The sequence below is a fragment of the Rania fehmarnensis genome, from assembly GCF_056494185.1.
The window spans coordinates 8,402,772-8,426,012 of sequence record NZ_CM151398.1; the positions used below are offsets into that span (position 1 = coordinate 8,402,772).

At 52.3% G+C, this 23,241-nt stretch carries 12 protein-coding genes; 3 read left to right on the plus strand and 9 right to left on the minus strand.

Going from position 1 to position 23,241, the window contains the following annotated elements; all coding sequences use genetic code 11:
• The first annotated feature begins 23 nt into the window (after positions 1 to 23).
• Positions 24 to 722: a dienelactone hydrolase family protein gene (locus tag SH573x_RS28615; protein WP_479351446.1), complete on the plus strand. Its 699-nt coding sequence runs from the start codon at positions 24 to 26 to the stop codon at positions 720 to 722.
• Positions 723 to 1,044: 322 nt separating this feature from the next.
• On the opposite strand, the gene SH573x_RS28620 is transcribed toward SH573x_RS28615, so the two are convergent.
• From SH573x_RS28620 to SH573x_RS28640, 5 genes are all read right to left on the minus strand, one after another.
• Complete coding sequence (locus SH573x_RS28620) at positions 1,045 to 1,806, minus strand: hypothetical protein (protein ID WP_479351447.1); 762 nt, start codon at positions 1,804 to 1,806, stop codon at positions 1,045 to 1,047.
• A 630-nt stretch (positions 1,807 to 2,436) separates the two neighbouring features.
• Positions 2,437 to 7,845 (minus strand): SAV_2336 N-terminal domain-related protein, encoded by a 5,409-nt coding sequence (locus SH573x_RS28625; protein ID WP_479351448.1) that lies wholly within the window; start codon positions 7,843 to 7,845, stop codon positions 2,437 to 2,439.
• Positions 7,842 to 8,915, minus strand: a complete 1,074-nt coding sequence (locus SH573x_RS28630; protein WP_479351449.1) for an AAA family ATPase — start codon at positions 8,913 to 8,915, stop codon at positions 7,842 to 7,844. The genes SH573x_RS28625 and SH573x_RS28630 overlap by 4 nt, the downstream gene beginning before the upstream one ends.
• A 24-nt stretch (positions 8,916 to 8,939) precedes the next feature.
• Positions 8,940 to 10,778 (minus strand): VMAP-C domain-containing protein, encoded by a 1,839-nt coding sequence (locus SH573x_RS28635; protein ID WP_479351450.1) that lies wholly within the window; start codon positions 10,776 to 10,778, stop codon positions 8,940 to 8,942.
• Between the two features lie 54 nt (positions 10,779 to 10,832).
• A complete protein-coding gene (locus SH573x_RS28640; RefSeq protein WP_479351451.1) occupies positions 10,833 to 13,016 on the minus strand; it encodes a DNA/RNA non-specific endonuclease in 2,184 nt (727 codons plus the stop codon).
• 1,650 nt (positions 13,017 to 14,666) lie between these two features.
• Between SH573x_RS28640 and SH573x_RS28645 the strand changes: the two genes are divergently transcribed.
• Positions 14,667 to 15,308 (plus strand): hypothetical protein, encoded by a 642-nt coding sequence (locus tag SH573x_RS28645; protein WP_479351452.1) that lies wholly within the window; start codon positions 14,667 to 14,669, stop codon positions 15,306 to 15,308.
• Positions 15,309 to 15,944: 636 nt separating this feature from the next.
• Here the strand turns inward: SH573x_RS28645 and drt2 are convergent.
• From drt2 to SH573x_RS28665, 4 genes are all read right to left on the minus strand, one after another.
• The gene (gene drt2, locus SH573x_RS28650) at positions 15,945 to 17,240 is read right to left on the minus strand and encodes an antiviral reverse transcriptase Drt2 (protein ID WP_479351453.1); all 1,296 of its coding nucleotides are present in this window, start codon (positions 17,238 to 17,240) and stop codon (positions 15,945 to 15,947) included.
• Between the two features lie 531 nt (positions 17,241 to 17,771).
• Entirely contained in the window at positions 17,772 to 18,992 is a 1,221-nt protein-coding gene (locus SH573x_RS28655) for a Shedu immune nuclease family protein (RefSeq protein WP_479351454.1), read from the minus strand.
• A gap of 86 nt (positions 18,993 to 19,078) precedes the next feature.
• Positions 19,079 to 21,349 (minus strand): AAA family ATPase, encoded by a 2,271-nt coding sequence (locus SH573x_RS28660; RefSeq protein ID WP_479351455.1) that lies wholly within the window; start codon positions 21,347 to 21,349, stop codon positions 19,079 to 19,081.
• A 39-nt stretch (positions 21,350 to 21,388) separates the two neighbouring features.
• On the minus strand, positions 21,389 to 21,496 hold the full coding sequence (locus SH573x_RS28665) for a type I restriction-modification system subunit M N-terminal domain-containing protein (RefSeq protein ID WP_479351456.1): 108 nt from the start codon (positions 21,494 to 21,496) through the stop codon (positions 21,389 to 21,391).
• A 644-nt stretch (positions 21,497 to 22,140) separates the two neighbouring features.
• Between SH573x_RS28665 and SH573x_RS28670 the strand changes: the two genes are divergently transcribed.
• On the plus strand, positions 22,141 to 23,184 hold the full coding sequence (locus tag SH573x_RS28670) for a replication initiator protein A (protein WP_479351457.1): 1,044 nt from the start codon (positions 22,141 to 22,143) through the stop codon (positions 23,182 to 23,184).
• Positions 23,185 to 23,241 lie beyond the last annotated feature (57 nt).

Below are 23,241 nucleotides of genomic sequence, written 5' to 3' on the forward strand. Positions count from 1 at the left end.
TCATCAACACGAGGAGATTGTGATTGATACCTATTTCATTTGTAACAGGCTCGTCAACAGCAGCCGAAAAAATTGCTTGGACTTTTGAGGCGCCGACGACTCCTTACAAGCGAGCTGTCATCATTGCCTACGGCAGTGATGGGCTTGCACCGAAGTGGAAGTCGGAGATATTGCGTCATTCTAAAGCCCTGGCTGACGAAGGGATTTTGGCGTTGATCCCTGACTACTTTCAAAAGAAGCCCGAGACGCCACACGACAATTCGCTCTTTGTTTTTCCACAAATTCCTTTGCGACATGGACAGTGGTCGCAAGTGCTTCGCGACGCAGTTGGTGCAGCGAAGTTCTTACCAGGTATTGACGCATCACGTGTGGGACTGCTGGGATTCTCATTGGGGGGATTCTTGAGCCTGAGAACCCGCGACGCGGTCAATGTCATGGTTGAGTATTTTTCGCCATTCACGTTTCCAGATGTCGACGACATTGGTTCACATGCAAACAATTCATTGAAAATCCACATTCATCATGGCGAAAGCGATTCACTTGTGCCATTGGATCAGAATGCAATACCGATTCAATCGAAACTCGTTGGAGAGGGAGCGACTGTTTCCATGACGAAACATCCAGGAGCAGTGCATGGATTTCTAGGCAGCGATTTCGGCAATACCAACGCGAGGGCGCGTTCCCTTGATGAAACGATTCAGTTCTTCAAGGACCACCTGTAAACACGTAGAAGCCTCAATCGAAGCAAGCCAACACAGCTATCACACAGCCGGGCCAAAAAAAAATATACGCCGCCTGTACCACCGGTTTTGACTACAAATGACCCGTAGTTTTCGGCGCTCATTCTGTTCACATTTCTCGCCGCGTAGATACTGGCGATTTTGTCAAAGTCTCATTACTAGGACGGGCGATCGCTCGGTTTGAATTTACGGCCTCTCATATTGGGATTAGAATGCTTCCTAAAGCTTGGCTGATTCTCAACAGGACGCCATATCGGTCGAGGCGAGGCAGCCGTGCAGTTAGTTTTCGAGTGTTTGTTCCAGATCAGTCGCTATCGCTTGCTCCATTGCATTGGCAAAGTTCCCAAATAACACCTTCCCCGGTTCCATCACCGCGGAAATGAATGAGCGCGTTGGATTGCTTGCGATTCAAGCATTTGATTGTGTCACTCAATCGTCTCTTTGAATCTTGTTCAGCAGATGGCTTTAGTGGGTCATCAATCCGACAAGGCCAACCTTCCTCTTCAAAAACGCAAAGGATTGCTTCTTGATTCTCGGCGGCCCATTTAAAGTGTTTCACAATCGTTCCATTGAGCGTCAAAACACGTCGTTCCGAGTCCCAGCAAGGACGCACAATCTCGCTGGCGTGACTTCCGTTTTTTTGCGACCGATTGCTTGTGTCGTTCATGTCGATTCGGTCACCACAGTCGACTTTTCCCGAATTGGCGTTTTCGTTAATCTTCGCATCACCGCTTGATTGACGAGACAACAAAACGCCTTTGTTCGTCAAGATAAAACAAGTACCAATGGGAAACATCAAATCACCAGTCGGCCGAAACGAACGGCCATCATCTGATTCGAGGGTAACCTCTCGCTTATGCTCAACCAAACCATTCCGAACGAGCCACCGAAAGTCATTTTTCGTTAGACCCAAGGCATGCAGAGTTTCCAGTTCAACTGCAAATTCCCAATAGTTGCTACTCGTCTGCTCGGCGTAAACTATAGCCTCAAGCAGAGGTGTGAAAGCAGCTAATATGCGGAGTGGCACTTGTAAGTTGATTTGGGGCGTATCTGCTGCACGATTCATAGACAGCGAGACCATTAGCGAATATGAGGGGGTATTCAACATTTGGTGAATCCTGGCGTAGCGTCGCCGTGGGTCCCGCTAATATGGCAGATAAGCCCCTGGTGTCAACCGTAATGCCATATATTCAGGGGGGGCCGGGTAGTGTATAACAAAGCCATTGGGGGGGGCTGGTCTGATTGGATAACTCTGTATGCATCAATTAAAAATCCCCAATCGCCCAATACTCAATCCTTTATGACGCGAGCTAGGGCAACATTTGCTACTAACTCAGGACGAACCGTCCTGATGCGCAAGGACACGCCCTCCTGAGCTCGTCAATTCTATTTCAGGATGACTGCTATTTGGGGCGGGTTCATTGGTACCAGAAGCATCCAGCTAGACTCACGTTACTTAGCAAAACTTCAGAAGTTCAACCGCGAATGGAAACTACCCCTGCTTAATGCGACGGGGGCGATTGAGCAGATGGGCTGCCTAGCACACGACCACAGTCTACTCGCACAAAGGCATCAAACTTGATTTGCCAAGGCGACCGGCGTTTGGGGCGTTGGGAGATCGGTGCAGTTTCGCGCCGGATTGGGTATCGCGTAGAATAGCATTCCCTGTTTGCATAGATTTTATTCGCCATGCCGATCAGTGGCCGGCGACTAAGGATTCAATTGCAGCAACCAGTTCCTCCGGCGTTGGGAATAGTGTGACGCTGTAATACCAGCCAGGCAAATGGGTTCCAAACCTTACGGCGGAGCGAGACGGATCGACCGAAAGCGGCAACAGCGAATCTCGATCAAGTTTTTTTTGAATAAGCCTCTTCTTTCGCCGGGTTTCTTCGTCGTCGAGCAGGAAGAACACCTTATCTCGGGTCGTGACGAGCCAAGTGTGCTGTCGGAGGCCCTTAAAATTGTCGAATAGGAGCAGTTCTCCCATAATCTCCTCAAAATGCATGATCTCGCCGGAGCCAAGCAGTGCCGAACGGATCTCCTCCACCGGCAGCAGGCCGAACGGATTGCTAAGCGGTCCCGAAAGACAGAATTGGGCCGCCTCGACCACGGCATGTACATCCCGGCCATCGTTGAGGCGTTGAATGAGCGGGCTGTCCAGGCCCTTTTTGGCGAGCGTCTGTCGAGCCACGGGCCAAGCTACACGGGCGGCACCAGGGAAAGACGGAACAGAAATCAGTGGCTTGCCGACGCTTCGACTGATTTCGATGATTTGCTGGGTTCCGTCGCGGCCTCCTATCGCGACAACGATGTCAGCCGCATTCACCTGGAGGGGGCGAACGGTTGGCCAGTCTGCATCGGGCCGCTCCCGCTCGAGGACGTGACCGGCCATCATCGCCTCATCCGTATCCGACTGATAAGAGTCGAAACGTGGCCGGATGTAGGCGATGGATACTGGAACCTTCGCTGTGGCAATCCCTTTAAGCACGTAGTGGTCTGCCGTGTCCTGCGAAGATGAGCCGATGACGAATCCGAAACCAGCGTGGGTGAGCGCCGATCCCAGATCTCTGCAGTATCGGGCGAACTCCGGCGACACTCGCTTCGAAACACTCCCTTTGTCTGAACCTACGATCAAAACTTTGTAGGGCTTCGGATTGTCGAGAAGCATCGCGAACCGGCGATCATCGTGAAGTGATTTCAAATCGGAATCCTCTCGCGCCTGGTCGGCGAGTTTCGGAGACAGGCGGATCGATCGGCTCAGATCCACGAGAGACTCTTCCTTTTGTCCCAGGATGGCACGGTAGCAGGCCCGATTGTAGAGCAAGACGTCAATGTTCTGCGATGACTCGGATCGGTCGGCATTCGTATCAATGGAGGAAGTAAGAACCAAAACTGCCTTCTCGAATTCATGCAGCGACCGATATAGCCGACCTAGGAGTATGGCCGTTCTGGTGTCGTGGAGAGCGGGTTGCCGCGCCGATTCAAGTTCGTGGATCGCCCAACGGATTCGGTCTGGAGACGCATTGCCTTCAAGCACGGACATGGCTTGCGTAGCGGCTTGTTCAAGTTCACTGTTGCTCGCAGACTTCTGCCGGTCGATGAAGCCTGACTTTATGGTCAAATGGTCGGGATTGATCGTATTCGACCACAACGAATAGGCACCTCCACTTGAGTTTATTTTCCGCGGTTGGCTTGCGTGCATGAACGCTCGTCGTACCGAATTCCCGTCCGCGAGTTGGCCGCAGTAGTCCTTTGCGAAACGGATCGCTTCATCGTCCGAAACAACCCGCTCGGTGGCGATAACGACACTGTCGGGCGATTGATCCGTCAGGCTCTTTGCGAACGATTGTGTGTTGTCTGCATTCAACACGATTACGCGGAGCGATGTACCTAAGGCTCCAACGGCTTCTGCAAAGATCGTGGGGCTCACAAAGCTCGAACTACTGGCGTCATGGCGGAACACGAGGTGACCATTTTCGGAGTGCCCGCAAAAGTGCAGGAAGACCGGTTTCCGGAACGCCAGCCATTGCTGGAAACCATCCCAAGTGAGATCGGGCTCGATATCGAATATCAGGTCTCGAGACGTAAGGGGCCGGAGGATGGCACCGATGGCATCCAATTCATCTCCGGTTTGAACGTGCAAGGCTTCCCGTGGCCTTGAGGAAACGAACAACATCCGAGTGGTATACTCTGGACTCGGCGGAGGTGGTAAAGGCTTTGGATCCTGCTGAGTCGGCCGGAGGTGCTCGGCAATGATGTCTAGCGCTTGGGACGAGTTCGACAACGCTTCGAATCGGCCCTGCGACATGCCCATCCATTCGTATTCAGACCAATTATCCAGCACGTGTTGATAGAACCTGGTTGCATCGCCGCCGGTCCATGGCAAAGGGAACACCGGGACGCGCATTTGGACCGCGTGCTTCGCCGTGGTTCCCGTGCCGTGCAGACCGCCCACGAGGATCACCGCTTTTACCAGTTCGATAGAGCGCACGTATTCCTCGCGGCTAGTGGTTGCTTCAATCACTTTGCCATGCTTGAAATCGGGTTCAATTCCCGCTCTCACCACGTGTGTAAGCCAGAGTTCGATGGTGCTCCTGCGGTCAAGTGAGTTTGCATACTTGCGGGCCGCTACATGGTCGACTCCCTGCCAACCGCCGGTCACCAAGCCGAAGTTGCAGTGTGCTGCCCATTCGCCGACACGGTCGGCGGTATCGTAGACTGGCGAAGGCAAATCGTAACTCCCGGTTCCAGCGATAAGCACCTTAATGTCAGGACGAATCGGCTCTTCGCCGTCTGAATGATTCCCATACTTTTCTTCGAAATTCCTCCGAGTTTTGGATGATACATACTTATCAAGCCAATCCCTAAGAGCCTTTACGGGCCTCAGCCGATGAACCTCAAAAGCGAATTCGGAAAGCGGGTCGACTCCGTCCTGATTTGGAGGGGAGTCCGCAAGTTCCCGCAGAGAAACTACGAGCGTTTCGAAATCGAATGAGCCTTGTGGCTCGAATTGACCTGAGGACCACGATAGCACGCGATTCAACAACTTGCGTGTCGCGTCGACGGAGGCAGATAACGCGGAGCGAGTTGAAGATTGCTGCAGTACTCGATTCAACGCCTCGCTCAAGTTAACCCCCTGGAACGTGGCGTCGCGGAGAAGCTGGGCCAGTTCCTCGACCAGTGTCAACTCAGCGCTGACTTCGTCGACGACGATCTGGAAACCGATTGCTTTAAGTCTTTGGCCAATTGAGGTCGCCGAGAGAGCGAGTAGTTCCATCACAGGATTACGCGTGGACCTGTAAATACCTACAAAGCGACCAAACCCATCAAACAGTCCCGCCCCACTCATTCCCGGCCTTAAGTCATCTCCCTGGAATCTTAGCAACCCATAGTCCGATCTGTTCAGGACCATAGGTTTAAAAGTAGTTGGCGTGACCACACCCATGACCGCTCTTTCGCCACCGGGGTAGCCGCAAGCCCAGGCACTCTCACCCAGATCAAGTTCCGCCCAGTACGGAACCGCCCTCGCGGTAAACGCCGTGTGCGCATCCAATATTTCCAGGAGTGCCCAATCAGACGCAGCATCAAGTTGGTCGTCAGCAACTTGTTTATCCGAATCGCCGTTCGCTATCGCGACGACCCGGAGAGCCCTGGAATTTCTCGTCGAGATTGAAGTGTCCGCTTTCCAGGCTCGAAGTGCTTTTGATGCCAAGCCCGTATTTCGATCTCGTACAACATGAGCGCAAGTCAGCAGGTATGTTCTCGCAGATTCGCCCTCCCACCGAAGGCGAACTGCAACTGCACTGGCCTGTAAACGCGATTCATCATTAGTTGAACTATTTTCACGAAAGGTATTCTCGACGTACCAGACCACATGCTTGCAGTCATCCCGCGTGAAACTCTGCCTTTTCTTGTCTCCAAGATCGACATCCACTTCTATCCTCGGTGTTTGCATGTCCTTCTTCACGGATAACAATTCCGAGTACTTCCCGCCGAACCAGCGGAGCATATCCGCAGTGAAGCGAGCGAACGGGTTGCTATTCTCGGTTGATGCGAGGTCCAACTCGCCTGCATAGTCTTGCGGGGCACGCATAATGCCGGTGAAGTTGTTGAGCCGTCCGACGCGCGAGCCCAAGTAATTGCCAACTTCTTCAAGACTCATGACCTCGATCGCCTCAGACACATGAACCGCGGCTCGCAACATCGCTCGCAGTTCCGGCGTCTTGAAGTCATATATCACACTGTCTGGATCATCCACGCGTCTTATATACTTATCTTGATCGTTACCATCGGACACAACGGTGAGCAACCCGCCCAGCAGGAACTCGGCTTCGTGGATCTGAGTTGCCTCGCCAGAAAGGCGGCTCTCACGAATCACACGGAGCAAAGGCAGGTTGAACGGAGGTGCTGCGGCCATAAGGTTGGCGAGTTTCCTCGCGGGGAGGCTGGCCACCGTCAGAAACGGTTCGCCAAGCGAGTGCGACCAGTGTTCATCGCTAACATCAGGCGCGCGGGCGGGTGTTGTCCGTAGCAACCGGCCGGAGAACCGCGCTCCTGTAGCAGATGTCGCGTCACGAGCCCACGTGGCCAGAGACGCGGCGTCTAGTTCCAGCACCGGAACCGGAACCATGTCCTTTGTGTCCAGCCTGACGTTCGTGCGAAACTTCCCGGTGGCGAACGCGGAGAGGTTCGTGTTTGGACACACGGCTCGCTGGGAGGTCAGGTTGACGGTCCGCTCCGCGCCGATAGCCGTGCGCCCCCACATGGAGCGTGGCAGAATCTGCAGGACTGCCATGTGATTCGTCTGCCCCCATTGCTCCAGTAATTGGGCGACGCGGCCGTCCCACCAAGCGCTGCCCACGCAGTCAGAAATGATGAGCAAGAAACTGCGTCCCGAAGGATCGGCTAGATCGAGCGGGTTTTGTCGGACGTCAGACTTCCCTGATGCGAAGAAGGGAACAGAATGCCCGGGGTCGTCAGTATCCATTCGCCGGACCTCGACCTTACGGAACGCGCCCAGCGATTGCAGGATGCCACGGAACTCGTTTACCATCGAACGCCAGATCGCCATGGAGGCGCCCGTGTCCAAAATGAGCGTCGCATTCAACCAGCGTTCGCGGCCAGGCGACACGACGGGCAACCAGATGTCGACGGCGGCCAGTCGTTCGGCCGTTCGCTTCTCATCCAGTTGGAACCAGCGGGTTGTTGCTGTGCGTTTGCGGAGAGGCCGCAGGGCGCGGGCGATGGCTGAGGCGTCGGGTAGGCTGGCCGCCCCAGTGAGACGCACGGGCAAGCCACGGGTTGTGGTCGGGGCAGACCCCCTATTCTGGAGACCGGGGAGCTGTGCATCGACCACCGGTCGGCTGCCTGCGTCGCTGAGTTGATCTGCAGGCCGCTGCTTGTTGGCGGTGATATCCTCCTGACTTCGCTGTGGACGCGGTTCGTCCCTCTTCCTGTCTTCTGCAGGAAGCTGGACGCGCGACGGACTCGCCGGTGAATGCGGAAGGAACGGTGCGAACCACAGCGCATCCGAAAGATCCTCCGCATCGAACTCCAGGCCCGCCTGGCGAAGCGCGCAGATCAACGTGTCCAGGATTGTATTCATGACTTACCAAGTTCCCGGAGAACAACTTTGAGGATACGGTCGAGCTCCTCTCCCGCCGGCTTGCGTTCCCTCGTCAGGAGGTAGATCGCGTTGAGGAGCTGGTCCGTTGCCAGCAGCAAGTGATTGTCGTCTCGATCCTTTTGGAACTTGGCGACGGCCGCCTCGATGTCTTTAAGCAGTTTCAATCCGTCTTCGAAGTCGGCCGTCGCTTCGGCGATGTGGACAGCAACGATGTCGCGGAGCCGCTCGTCTTTGGGGTCGGCAATATCCAGATTGAGGCAGCGCCGCTTGAAGGCCGGAGGCATCTCGCGCTCACCGTTGCTCGTCAGGATGATGAGCGGGAACCGTTTGCACCGGACACGTCCGCCGTGCAGTTTCCCCGTCTTCTCGTTTTCACCATGAAGCCAAATGTCAACTTGGTCGTCTTTGCTTTTGGTGGCGAGATCTAAGTCGTCCGGTGTCAGCCGCTGCAGTTCTGGGATGTCGAAAGTGCCCTCCTCGAGGACGTGGAGCAAGTCGTTGGGGAGGTCGAAGTCGCTCTTATCCACTTCATCAATGAGCAGCACCCTGGGGCGCTCTCCGCCGTATAGGGCGGTACCGAGCGGACCCAGACGGATATAGCGGCCGATGCGTTCTGCGGCTGAGAGCTTTTTTGCACAATCAATTGCCTCAACAGTTCCGTTGGGCTTTTCGCGTTCGAGCTTCTCGATGTTCAAGTCGCGGAGGCGGCCGAGAGCGTCGTAGTTGTACAGTCCGTCCTGCAACGTTGAGCGGGAGTTCACGGGCCACCAGAGCACTTGCCCGAGCCCCAACTGCCAGGCGACCGAATACGCGAGGGACGACTTCCCGGAGCCGGGGTTTCCAGTGATCAGAAGTGGTCGGCGGAGGTACAGCGCCGCGTTGACCATCTCCACTTCGCGGTCACTTGGCTTATAGCTACTACCGCGATCCCCTCCCTTGGAGCGTTTTTCGAAATCGCGCCACGCGGGCGGTGGGGGCAGTCGCCCTTCCAAAGCGATGTCGTCGTGCGGTTCCTTCGCGTCTTTACGGTAAATGTGCCATTCAGCCATTGGTATGCCTTTACAATTGGTGGATCATTGCGGACTGCAGAACCGACTGTTCTGCTCCGGATGGAAGCGCTGGTCATCGTCGAGGATCACGGCCAAGTGTCGGCCAAGGTGCCCTGGCTCTTTGCGGAAGGCAGCAGTGTTCCGCAGGTCCTTCACAACCTCGGCGAGTTCATCCCACTGCTTGTCGTGAAACTCGGCACCTACGTCGTGGCACGCTTCTGGGGTTTCCCGCAGCCAGACGACAAGCGGAATTCCGGCTTGGATCACCGCATCCCAGACGTCGACACTATCTTCGTTTTCTGTAAACTGCGGCGGTGACGTCCATAGAACGCCCGACACACTTTTCTTGCCTTCAAGCGCTACGAACAGGTCGTTGGGGTCCGAATTGCCCGGTACTTCCACCAGCACATGCGAACCGCAAGGTTTCGGAATCACATCAAACGAGCTGTACCTGTGGACACAGAGTGACCTATCAGACATGAGGCGCAGCGGAGTCTCACGGTTCATCAAACGTAATGCGAACGGGTGTGTAGATCCGACGCGGGCTCGAAACTTGCCGATTCGAACGTCAAATGACTCGAATTTCCAAGCCAGCAGTTCCTTGGGGACAAACAATTCCACGCAAACGCTTTTGGAGTCGGGCTGCCCACGGACGGTATCCCAGGCACTCTCGAGAACAGCATTGAAACGGCCGAGTTGGTCTACCCGCTGCCAGGGCGGAAAAGACCTTTGGAATCCCAAGAACCAGACTTTGTATTCGATGCTCCGGAGCTCCGGAGCGTCGCCAGGCGGCTCCTGGGGAACCATCTCGATCACAATCCACGGTTCCGCTTTCGAAACACCTACCTGCAACTGTTGGAACCTCGTTTGGAATTCGGCAGGAACATTTTTCTCGATCCATTGGGCGAGCGCTTCCGTGGGCTTTAGGCCGTTTAGGTCGAGTGCGAACCCATGCAATGGTGGTACTCCTCGGGCGTCTGGGCCGAGTCTTTCTAGTTCCGCAACGCAGGCTGTCAGTGCATCGTCATCTCTTAAATTTTGAGGCTCGAAGTGGACCGAAGCCTTTGAAAGCCACCTGCCTAGAACCTCTCGCCAACGAACACTGTAAGTTGCATTCCCGAGAATGATGCGTGCCAGTACAGCGATCGGAGTTGAATCAGCCGGGAGTGCGTCAACGATGACCTCGAAGCCTTTTTCTCTCAGTTGTCCGCGGATGAAGTCTGCAGCGATGGCGACGATTTTCATTTCCCCATCGCGTTTGGAACGGTGGATTCCCACGAAGAGCCCATCGGTGTCAAACAGTCCTCCACCGCTCATGCCGGGACGAGTCTCATCCCCAGTGAGTCTGAGCACACCATGGTCCGATTCATGGGGAACCAAGCGAGGGTCCGGAATCGTGGGCTTGACCACGGAACGAGTGAAAGGCTTTTCGCCGGGATAACCGCAAACTAGAAACCTTCCCTCCGGCTTTGGGCCGGCCCAGAGCGGGATCCACGGCGCAGCCAACGCCTCGTCTTTGTTCTCAATTTCGAGCAAGATCCAATCGAACCAGGGGCCTCGCTCGTCATTCGGGACTTGTTCATCCCACCTCTTATGGGCGGATGCGACGACTCGAAGAGTCCGGACTTCCTCCCGTGTAAACCCGGAGCCTGCACGCCAGCCCTCAAGCGTGTTTAGTACGGCACCCGTACCCATGCTTGGGTCGGAACCACGTACGACATGGGCACACGTTAGTAGGTAAGTCTTGGGAACTTCACCCGTCCGCCGAAGCCGGACGGCAACCGCACTACCTTGGTTTCCCGGTTCGTCCCGGGAAGAACCTTGAATGAACCAAGACACGCTCTCGTAGTCTTTCCACGCCACTCCAAATCCCTCACTTCGCGAGGCCAATTATACGTAGTATCAAACGAGCTGATGTTAGCCCTCATACTGGTCGCAATCCTTGAGAAAGGACATCTTCACAAGGCCGCCGAGTAGTTTTTCGATCTCCGAGATCGGTCGCATGAATTGCTTCCACACCTCAGGAAGAACCAGCTCTTCGTGAAGTGGGACGTCGCTCAGGTCCTGGCCAAGGATGAAGCCGAATGCCGCCGGCGAGCCGTCGTGATTTGCTACAATGATCTTCCAAAACCGACTCGGAATTGCCACCGAAACGTCCATGCCTTTCAGCGTCCTGCCGTGGAAGAAGTGGTCAACCGTTGTCAACACGGGGCCGGAGAAGATACAGACTTTCTCCGCATTGGTTTGCTTGCGGATCATTTCCTCGAGTGCCCCCCAGTTGTATTCGGCGGGCTTCGACCGGTTGAACTTGGCGGTTTGCGGTGAGCAATTCGTGACGTGAAAAGTATCGCCATTGCTCATCTGCATGTCGTCGAAATCGTCTCCGTAGGCGACATCGTCTCGACGAACCAGGTGGCCTTTGTCCCAGGCGCCGTCGTCCTTGGTGTAGAATACGTCCGGTAACTGAGAATCCTGTGGAATACGCGAATCGAGTACCCAGGTTTCAGATGTAGATCCCTCGAAGCCATTGAGTTCCTTTCGTGTTGGCTTACGACCGTTGACCTCGCGATTCTGTGGCCTCCAATCGACGTTCGCGGCAGTAAAGATGGCTAGCTGCCGCTCCCGATGCATCACGATCGAAAACTTGTGGTAATGCAGCACATGGCCACCGCCGACTAGCAACTTGGTCGCGGCGTTCTTTCCCTCAGCCGTCAGTGCCGGCATCGGCACGGTTACGTGTCCGTCGAGTGCAAGGAAGTCCGCACGATATCCCGTCCGCGAAGTGAGGTCGGGGAAAACCAAAGGCACCTTTTCAACTGCAACGTCATTACAGCCCTTTGCCATCGACGTCGTTGTGGCGACCTGGGTTGCCGAAATCGGCGATCCAAGGGAGATGGTGATTTGCATCGGAATGGTGAAGATCACTCCTCCTTGAAGTGTAACAGCGGTCGGGACAGAAATGGTGGTGGGGCCACTGTGAGGCGGTGGGGATCCATGCATGGAGCGTGGGATCGATGCTGCCTCACCTCGGTCAGCGGCCTCCCAATGGCCTCTCGTCAATGATTCGTCTGCCGCAACGCGGTCTAGAAAGTTGACACCAGCATCTAACACGCGGGAATCGCGGGCCAGTGCGATTGTTGGAACCGCATAGTTCGTTTTGAGATACTCGCCAGCAAAATGCAGACCGATCACGACTCCGGACTGCACGTGAATTACTGCGGAACCCGAGTTCCCACCGAGTGTGGATGCGTCGTGCGTCATGGCCAGGACATTTTTGCCAAAGCTAAAGAACTCTTCACTGGCGCGCGCTTTGCCGGGCTGGAGTCGCTTCACGCCATACTTCCGTTCGAAAATACGGTCCTGAATTTCGAGGTCGCTCCGCGGATCACGGGCTGGGTACCCCACTATCAGCACATCTTGGTTGAGGTAGTCTTCGGGATCTCTCACAGAGAGTTGGAGCGGTTTGACGCCCGGTGGCAATGCCTCCACTTTCAAGAGCGCCATGTCCCAGTACGGATGGATCATCATGACATCGATCACTCGGACCATTGCGGAGTCCCTCACGTTGTCCTCACGGACAAAGTCCACGGCCGCCGAATCTGGTTCATAACGCAGACTCCTCGTGCCTACGCCCTCGGTGAAGATGCGTCCGACGTGGCGGTTAGTCATCAGCAGGTTTGGCCCGACAACGAATGCAGTGCCGAAGTAGTTAGCAATCGAACTTCCGGGGAGTTCGACGCGCCCGATTGATGAGAACAATGGCTGGATCCGGGCGCGCACAGGCTGCTCATTCAGGTGCTGCCAACGCGGCTGCGGAACATTGGAATATTTGCCACGCCGGATGTACGAAACAGGCCTCTCGTTGGGCAACACGATCGCCTCCAAGCGTTCCATGTCGTTGTCGTTCAGGCTACGTCCGGTTTCAAGCCGACGGACTGATTCAAGCACGTCACTGGTCTCAATCCCATGCGCACCGAATGCTCCTTCGAGCGAGTCCTGGGTACGGGTCACGACCGATTCAATTTCTTCGCTGCCCGCTATCTTCGCGAGCATAGCTCGCATGCGCCGAGCTTTTTCGTCTATGGGAAGTTCGTTCGCCATGCCGATCTCCTCGGTATATTCCACCAACCTAAGTAGAGGTCAAAATCGAGTCTTGGTATTGTAGCCGTTGTAGATCTTGGTGTCGGAGCAATTCTCTTAGCTAATTCCAACGGCCAGTAGCGCATGGGCAAGATTCCATTCGCTTCCATCCAGGGAATCCAGTAACGCGACAATTGTTTGTAGCAGATAACCACGCCTTCCATGTTCTCCACCCATTCTTCAACCCTTCATTGCTACTGTGATTAATTTGAGTCTCCGCATTGTAGTCGAGGCATCTCTGCGTTGCCGAGGGGCGTTGGTGCTATGGCTATGAAAATGCAATTTGACAATCGTCAGACGTAATCACGGGTACATAGCCTTTTTGGGATAGCAATTATGGACTGTTCGGAAAAACTGCATTGTAAGAGCTGCGCAAACACAAGGTTTTTTGGACATTTTGGTACAGCGATGTTGCATTCTTTATGGGACGGGCCATGCCTATACGATTTCCACTGCCGCTCGAAATGCTGCGAATCGCATGCTGCAGTTTTTCAACGCGACGAATTACACGGAGATTAGGGATATAGTTGCAATCGGGGGGCGTTCACTTGCGTCGACTACCTCCATCCGCTTAGGTGAATGAAGAATACCCATTAGTCGGCGTTTGAGTTCCTTACCACAACCACAAAAGTTCATTTGGTTTACACCTGCATCCTGTTCATTTGGTTCCGCTTTCGTTGAGGCTTTGTTAAAACTTGAAACGCGTCTTCAAATTCGCGGGGAGCGTGCTGAATCCAGAGCCCTGATAACAGAAGCACTTACCGTTGCGGTAGGAATCGAGTCTCAAGAACTAGCCGAGAGATGCAGACACCAACTCGCCGAGACTGACGATTAACTAATTTCGGTCAAACCCTCTGTGTACTTTCACAAGTATATCTGACTGGCTCCAATCCAACCTGCCAAAAATGCACGATGCCGACACACTAACGCATCTCCAGACGGCGGCGACGTACAGCTGTAGAAGTTCAAAGCTCTGCAATAGTCGATAATTTGGATGATAGGAGTTCAACGTACTCGGAACTACCTATCACCGCTGCGTACCAGGACCCATTAGCGTTTGCGCGCACAGGACGAACCGTCCTGTGTCAGTTTCACAGTAACCCTGTGTCGCACCGGTTGGGCACACCGGTGCGTCCCCTCCTTGTTTGGGGATTAAAGAGTAAGCAAATAGCCGTAGTGCCAAAGGTCAACTTACTGAATGATGCAACTCGACAAAGCCTCTTTGGCCAATCATGTAGACGGGACGACTCCAGGGGTGGCTATGGCGAATCCATATCATCAAGACAAGTGATCAGGAGCTATAGGATCCAGGGGCGAATCGGGAAAATTGCTACCAATTGCTAAAGCAGAATCGCGTTGCCGAAATTCACGAAGCGCCACGGTCTGAATTTATCGCAATTGACTCCGAAGAAGCCTACATCTCAAAACTGACCTTCGGGATCGAGTAATAGAAGACTTCGACTGATTGCCCGCGCTATGCGGCTTTTACTCGCCTGCGGTGCAGTGACCAAACGTGTCACGGGGGATTTCAAACTGTGCAAACAGTGAACATAAGTGCGTTCTGTTTTTTAAGATCGCCCACTGATATCCGCAAGATTGAAGGATTCAAACATGCCAGAAATGTCCAAGTCCGAGTTAGAGCAATTGATACAACTGCTTGATGGCAGGATTGATGAGTTAACAAAGCCAATCCCAAGCAAGCCGCTACTCAGGTTCGCAGAGGCGATTCGCTCAGCCGAACCTGGTGACTTCGAAACGCCAAGCTATTACACATCGGAAGATTACTCGAATCTCCTGGAAGTGCAGAACATCGTTTCCGAGCTGCTACCTCCGATCTTAGAGAACATCCGAGCTCATTCTATCGATCCTGAAACCGGCTGGCGGCTCGAGAAAGTTGAAGCGGGGCACGGCGACTATGGCTTATGTTCCATCTGCAAAAAACCGTATCAGCACTTTGGTGAAACAGTAAAGGTCCACCATTTGGACATGCATCCAGGCGCATACCATGGCGTATGCCGCGAATGCGTCCAACAATATGCACCTCTTGAGTTTAGCGACTTGGTGGAAGTGGACACATGGCTAAAAAAGAATCGCCATGTCTGTGAGCGTTTGGAAGACGACAACAAAACTGAGGGCCAGCGACGCGACCTAATCGATGCCATTCGATCTCATGCGGCACACACACATTACTTCGGAAAGATCGTTCTGTCGGCACCAGAGTGGGCTAAAGGTGCGTTTGGAGAGTGGCGATGACATTACCGAGTGCATCGACTAGATTCGAATGCGTTCAGTCTCCTCAAGGCTGAGCGCATCACTGAGCCGCATAAGGTTGCCATTTTTTTCGTCGTTAGCAGCGTATGTACGCTTAGAGCGTAGGCCAAAGGCGCAACGCTCAACCAGCGCCACACGACTGCCAACGCAGCCATCCCGCCAACCCGACGAGCATTCTCGTGCGACGACTAGCCAATCCTGACCCAGCCGATGTTGCCACAAAGTTAGAGCGTAGATTCAAAGGCCCCTACGTTGCCACAGTGAATTGCCTTGTAATTCAAGTGTTTCTGAATTCTGTACCGATTAAGTACCAAAAACGCTCCACCAGACGCAAAAACCCAATGAAAAGAAGGCATTTTGCAACTCGAGCCCCAACTCCGTAGGTCGGTCGGTTGATGGTTCGTGATTTGAGTAAAAATTCTCCTAAGTGCTTGTGCATTCTGCACTTGCTAACACGGCCCGACATCGCGTCGAACTTGCCAACTTTCTGAATTATCGAGTCTTTTGGTACGGAATACAATCGATTGTGTACCAGATTCTGTACCGCATTTTGACCATCAGTCACCTGATGCCGAAGGTTAACGACTCCGATGAAATGATTTTTGTGAACACATCCGATTATGGCTGCGAAGCTTCCTCAATCAGCTTGTGAAGCTGCTTCCAGTGATGTCGAGCTTGTCGTTTGATCTCGGGTGACGCCATGATCGCTGCGCATCGATAAGCATAGGTGATGAAGTTGCGTTTGCCTTTGTGCGAGTAACGCTCATAGAGTTCACGCCGTCGAATGCGATGATCCTTGCCCTCTTTAGCGGCCTTGTTCGCCGCCCTCGCCGCCGACCTAACAGCTTGCACCATCCGGCGCTGAAACCTTGCGACCGTTTTGGGACGTATGAGTTTCCTTTGTCCATCGAAGTCAAAGCCAAGATAGGAAAGCGGTGTATCCGCTTTGAGATGCCCGCCTATCACTGAGAATTTCGAAACGACTGTTTTTTCATCGTTGAAACGCAATGTGTTATTTGTGCTTGAAGAAAGCGTATCCCAAGTTCGTCCACTTACATCGTTTGCAAAGCGTTTTGGAACCACTACCAAAATATCATCGCTATAGCGTCTATAAATTCCTTTCCAGGTCGCTGCCAATCCTGCCATCGCACAGTCAAAATCAAACAGTGCAATGTTTGAAAGAAGCGCGCTAATCGGGGATCCCTGAGGGATACCTACCGCAGATCGGTTAACTTCAATTAGCCCTGCTTTGGCGATCTTCTCACGAAACTCGCTTGACGTGCTATAAGGCTGACGGCTCTTTTCGCGACGATTGCGTCCAAATCCGAGCGCTTCGGACATGGTGTCGAGCTCTACCCAGGAGTACTTTGTAATCGCTCTGAAAACTCGATAGTGATCGAGATCAAGCTGCGTACCGCCGACCAAACTCGTCCACTGTTGCTTTAACAGGCCATGATCAATTGAGTCAAAGAACCCCTCAACATCAAACGCAAATGCCACGCACTCAGCCTGTTGTTTTATCCATTCGAATGTCTCGTTAGCAAAATGAATATTGCATTTGCCGCGTTTTTCCCCCGGGAGATTGTGCTTTCGATAAGCCAAAACATTCTCGGCTAGCAAATTTGCTTCAAGTGCTGCTTCATACAGGGGAGCGAGTAGGCTGGCGTAGTATGCAAAAATGTGCGAGTCAAGATGAGAAGCAAATCGTATAGGGCGTGACTTGAGAACTACTTTGCGCTGCGTTCTTTTGTAGCGAGGTTCGTCAAGTGAATACCCGATAAATGGCATAAAAGCATGAGTGGCGACATACTTGGAATCTCGGACACGTTTTTCAATGTGCTTGAGAGCAATATGTCGATCAAAGTGAACGTATCCTCTACGTTCAAGCCATTTCTCAGCAGCGTGTCTTTTCATTTCGAAGCATAGGTAGTTGCTAGATTGAAGGCGTCTTATTGCTACTACCGCACACCCGTCAGTTACCTGACGTCGAAGCCGAATCTCAGCCTCCCCTTCGGGACAAATCATCCCCGCTATAATCGAGGTAGTCGAATTGTGACCAAATACCAAATGTACCTGGCTCTCGTCGGATTGTGTCGCCTGCGAATTAACGCCGGTCGCACTGTTGACAAGATCAATCGCTACACCGCATGGACTACTCCAAGCGTAATGGATATTGTTGCGATTGATTTCGTGACGTCAAGTCCTGCCTTCAGCATCTTTGACAGATTTGACCTCCTTGCCCATTGAAGTGATGAGCTTTACTCCGCTGGCATCTGGTGGCGTCTGTCTATACAGTGGCTCAAAGTCTCCTAGGCACCGCTCGGACTTATTTGCACTGCAACGTGCAATGTATACGCCAGCGACGAGAGTTCGACTAGCGGTGCTAACTGCCCACTCTTGATGCCAGTGATCTGAACAGATCGTCGCATTCGGTGTAGCGTTATCTCAATCTGGTAGGCCGTTGAGTTCTACAATAGCCTTCGCTCTTTCGTACAATTCGTCGAAAGTAACGATTTCTGTGTCCATAATGGATCGCCTGAACAGTTCGAAAGATCGAATCTTGTGCTGATTGTCGCCGCCAGATGTCGACTTAAGCTCTGACAGGTTCCCAATCACAAAAACTGACCTGGGGCGGATTAGGTATGTCAGATCCCCTGGAACATCGCAGCCATCCGAGTCTAGCCCATGTATTCGCTCTCCTATCGAACATACTGCGCGGTGCACAGTCCCCTGGAGTTGTGATAGGCCGCCTACAAGCTCTGAAGACGGTGGCCAACATCCGGATCGATACTCTGTCCCAAGGAGATTTGTTCGGTGAGTTTTCAGCTCAAGGAACACCATTGTACGCACTTTACCCGCGGTTCTCATTAAAGCGTCCGAGCGCTTTCCAGGCCCAGTGATATCAAATCCTTTAACAACCTGCTCTAAACGCGCGTTGTCCCAAGCGGTAAGGAACTGACTTGGAAACGACGCTCCAAGTATCCATGGCTGCTCCTCGAAAAAGAGCTGCCATACGCGTTCTTTTGACCCCTTTCCGACTGTAGTCACTAGTGAATCAAAGTGCTCATCGGAATCGAGCATCCTGCGAAACCTAATGACCGCCTCACGCCTTGCGGCAACCGCGATCACATCTTGTGCGGTTGAGTCAGTCTTTATCAGATGGCGAAGCTGGTCAGAGTTCTTATCATACAGCCTCTGTAAGGCAGCTGGATCGTCCAAGAAATCTCGAAGCACGCTGTCGTCCACCCTTACAGTAGACTTCCCCTCGAGCGGCAGAACATCCAAAAACTTAACTAGCTCAATTAGCTTCACTACGTCTTGCTGTTTCAGATTTAGCAAAGTTGTTGCTTCTGCAGCAACTCCCACTGAAGGTATTTTCTGAATCCAGAGCTCTTTTACATTACCTGGCGAACGAGCAATCAATAGCTTTATTTGATATCGGCCGCCAGGAGTTTCTCGCACGCAATAAGTTTCACCTTCTAGCTCTACTGTCGACTCACAATCAGAATCAAAGACCTTGTAAACAAAACGGGCGGACGTGCCGTCATCTGCGCTGTGCGGTCGCTTAAGTGAAAATGACTTGGAAGCATACGTACGATCCCTGTCACGCCCTTGCGCATAGACCGTCTCACGTGGCTCTTCGTCGAAATTTTCTTCATTTCCCATGGTGGATCCATAAGTTGAGCCTGACGGCCTCATTAAACTCGCAACTCATCAAATCGTACTCTCTAGCAAGTGAAACAAGCAAACCATTATTGACCTCGCAGAAACTCCAGACACTTCTCCGCATAGTTCCTGAGTTCTGCGTCTGTGATCGGCTCGCGTGACGCACCAGGATTCTCACCGTGGTGGTACTTCTTTGAAAAGTCATTCATTGCGTCGATTTCCGCGAGCTTTGACTTCATTGGATAGACAACATCGTTCGATTGGGAATCACGGATGGCTTGGACAAAATCTCCGAGCCATTTCCCGTCCCCAAACACATCGGGGAATCGCATACGTAGGTTTTCTTCAAGCAGAACTCGGATCTTTCTAGCCAGGTCACGCAGGTCGCCCGTGCTTCCAATCGCTAAATACTCGGCTAGTGCAAAGTAGTCTTGAAGGTAGTCGCTCCGTGTCGCATTCAAGATATCCCAATTAGCAAGAGTCGACTCAGACTTACCAGTTCGATGTACATGGAGCGATTGTCGCTCCGCAGGCGGTACACCGTTCCATATTCTTCGTAGGAAATGTGGATCGTGCGATAGTACAACAACTTGCTTTGCTCTCCCCACAAGATCCACAATCGCTTTTACGGTACGATCGGAACGGAACCTATCCATGCTGCACATAGGATCGTCGAAGACAATAATTTTATCGCCAATACGAGGCTCGTGATCTAATCTCGCCAAGAAAAATGCCAACGCAAGGCAGCTTTTGTCACCCCCGCTAAGTGCTGTTTTGAAGCAAGGCTCTCCAACTGAATCGCTTACGTCAATCGGTATCGAATTTATAGTGATGTTATACGAGGAGTTCGGCTTACCACCGACATAATTTCCGCTTGTATTTGACAGGAGGAATTCGGCCCCAAAGAGCTTCAAGTGATCATTCATAGTTACTTCGTACAAAGAAAAAATCGTCGCCGAGTGATTGTCGAGTTCAGCCTTTGCCTGCTTCTTATCAGATTCGAGAGTTCCTTTGCCGTCTTTATGATTCGAATAGTCTTTGCATATCACATCAACGGCGGGATCGTGGCGTTTCTTTGTATTTTGCAGCCTGGAGAGATCCTTTAGTGCCGTTTGCAGATTCCCGCCTTGGGCTCGTGCCTTAACTACCTTGACTTGCTCATTTATTGCTTTGCACGATTCGTTATATTGTTGAACGCTTCCGAGGAGCTCCGCGTAGTCGTCTATCGCATTCCGCAACGTTGGAGACACGGTGACCAATTCAAGAGGATTTCTGGACTTTTTGTCGATGGCTTCTTTCAGTTCAGAGTGTAGCCTTCTGAACATTTGAACAACTTCCGCAACATCTAATCCTGCGAGTTTTACCTCAAAAAACCTTATCCAGAACTCCGCCAAATTTGCATTGACTGCTATATTGTTTTGAGCGGCGAGAAGTGCATTGGGGCCAAATCTGTCGTCATTGGCTTTCGCCTGCTGCTGGATGTCTTGTTTAAACAATCGGTATACTTGACTGAAATAGGACTGGTAGGTTTCAACAAGCGAGTTCCCGGTAATATCCGTGGCGCAGAACGGGCATTTGTTATCCCGTAAATACGCTACGCCTTGCTCAATCCAGTTCTCACCGCGTTTGTCAAGCTTTTTGGTGTGCAGCGCTACAGCTTCGGCAGCTTCTTTTGAAAGATCATCTAAAGTTTTTTCAAGGAATTCGGTTCGAGGTATCCCCGGAAGTTGGATTTCTGTAAAGCTTCCCTTTTTTTCAATTTCAGTGGCATTTTTAAGGGAAGCAATTTCATCGGACTTCTTTGCAATCAGTTCGTCGATCTTTTCAAACTGTGTAAGTTCGACGAACTGGTCTACATCCATTGAGTCTGCGATAAGAGATTTAATTTCTGCCCTCTTCACAGCGAGTAGGGAATTGGCATCTCTAATTTTTGCATCGAGTTCCTCAACCTTCCTTGAAAGGCTGACCCCTTGCTCACCGACAATCAGCCGGTACAGATTCCTTTTATGCCCGTGATCCACGCTAAGGCCCGAGTAAATGTTATCGTTTATGAACTGCGCGTCGTAGACTTCGATATCGGGAATATTTCCAGTCCAGTTTCCGCCCTTGAAATCCAAATTGCCCGAATCGTGGCGCAACCTTATCAAAGGAGTTGCACCAGCGTTAGGCAGGGTCTTACGCTCGGCGATCAGATTTGAGTCGCCACTTTGCAGTGACCGAATTATTGAAGTGATTGTGGATTTGCCACGTCCGTTTTCACCAAAAACAACTGTCAACTTCGAGAACTCTACGTCTCCGCTGGCGTTGTAGCTTCCAAATCTGCCGACGTTGCTAATTCCGAGGATTTTCTTTAACATCAATTCTCCAAATGAATATGAGCGACAAGATTAGGTAAATCAGCGTTGGGTGTGAACGCATGCCGACCCAAGGACCACACGCTTGTATTCGGCGGCATCGATGTTTTTGCGCAGTTTATCCGCAGCTTTCCACAGCTGCTTCTCCAACGGTTCCTCTTTCTGCTCGATAGCAGACTGTTTTTTTTTGCCACTGGCATGGGGCTAATCGATCATCGAATGAGTAGTAACATAGCTAAATTTTCAAGCTACGGTCAAGGAGTTCCGCACAACCAAACGCCGTCCCGTATTCAATGCTCCGATACATCTGTCATCGAAAATGTGATATCAGGTTGCTCTTGCACGATGGATCATCGAAAGCTTCCTTTTCCTTGGCAAGCAAGAGTGTGTTAAATAAAGAGTTAGATAGAGTGTTACGCTGTGGATAGCACCCGATAACCTACTGGCCCACCGCGCGATTTCGAAGTGCCCGGTGTGTAAACCATCGAAACATGGTGGGCAAACTATCGAAAACAGGTGTGTAAACCATCGAAGTTTGAGGTCTGGTGTGTGAAATGTCAAAACGCTGTACGAGATGTGAAGAAAAGCCTTTCTGACCGTGTGTGAAACGTCGAAAGCACCTACTCAACCCACTGAGATCATTAGACCGGTGTGTGAAATGTCGAAACTGTTCCGGTGTGTAAACCATCGAAGCAGTGTGTCGCGGTGTGTGAAATGTCGAATTCGCTTGACATGGTGGGTGAAATGTCGAATAGTCGTTGGCAGTGTGTGAACTATCGAACTTAAGTAACTGCATGACGGCTCTTGAAAAAGAACGCTCTCCCCTACTCCCGGACCGGCATCCAACGCCGGACTTTTTCGTTTGCGACATCTTTGACGCAGCTCCAAAAGCCGACCTCGCTTCCATGGAGCATCCAATCTTCAGCCTATCAACCAAACCTGATCTTCGCGTGCGCCGTTACGAAAACAACGGCAACTTCATCGAGATCAAACCATCTTCTGACGGACTGGCAACCGTCCATGATCGCGATGTGCTGATCTATTGCATTTCGCAGGTGATGGCTGCGTTGAATAAAGGGCAGCCTGTATCGCAGGTCATTCGCTTCAAAGCCCACGATTTGCTCAAAGCCACAAACCGGATGACCAATGGACAGGGTTACGATGCCATCAAAGCGGCCTTTGATCGGCTGGCTGGCACAAGAATCAGTACCAACATCGTTACTGGTGGCACTGAGACCTATGAAAATTTTGGCATCATCGACCGCGTGCAAATTGTGCGTGAAACGCGCGACGGCCGAATGCAGGAGTGCGAAGTACGGCTTAGTGACTGGGTGTTTAGGGCTATACAGCATAGCGAAGTGCTGACCTTGCATCGCGACTACTTTCGGCTGCGCAAACCGCTTGAACGACGGCTTTACGAGATTGCCCGCAAGCATGTAGGTAAACAGACCGAATGGAAAATATCTCTGGAGAAGCTTCGCAACAAATGTGGATCCAGTTCAACCCTGAAAGAGTTCCGACGACTGGTTGGTGCGATTGTTGACGAAGATCGAGAGTTTCAGCACATGCCCGATTACTCGATCGAATTTGCCGATGATGATATGGTGTTGTTTCGCTCCCGGGGAACGGTGCCGCAGGCGCTCAGTCACGTGCGGACGGAAGTATCGCCGCTTAGCTCGGACGCGTATCATGACGCAAGAACCGTTGCGCCGGGATGGGACGTATATCACCTCGAACAAGAATGGCGAGATTGGATCACCGAGCCCCCTCGAGATGCTGACGCAGCATTCGTCGGCTTCTGTCGCAAATGGTACGAAAAACGTGGCTCGCCACGCTAACGATCATCAATCTCTCAGGTTGTCTGAAATTTGGGAAACAGGCTGTTTCCCAATTAC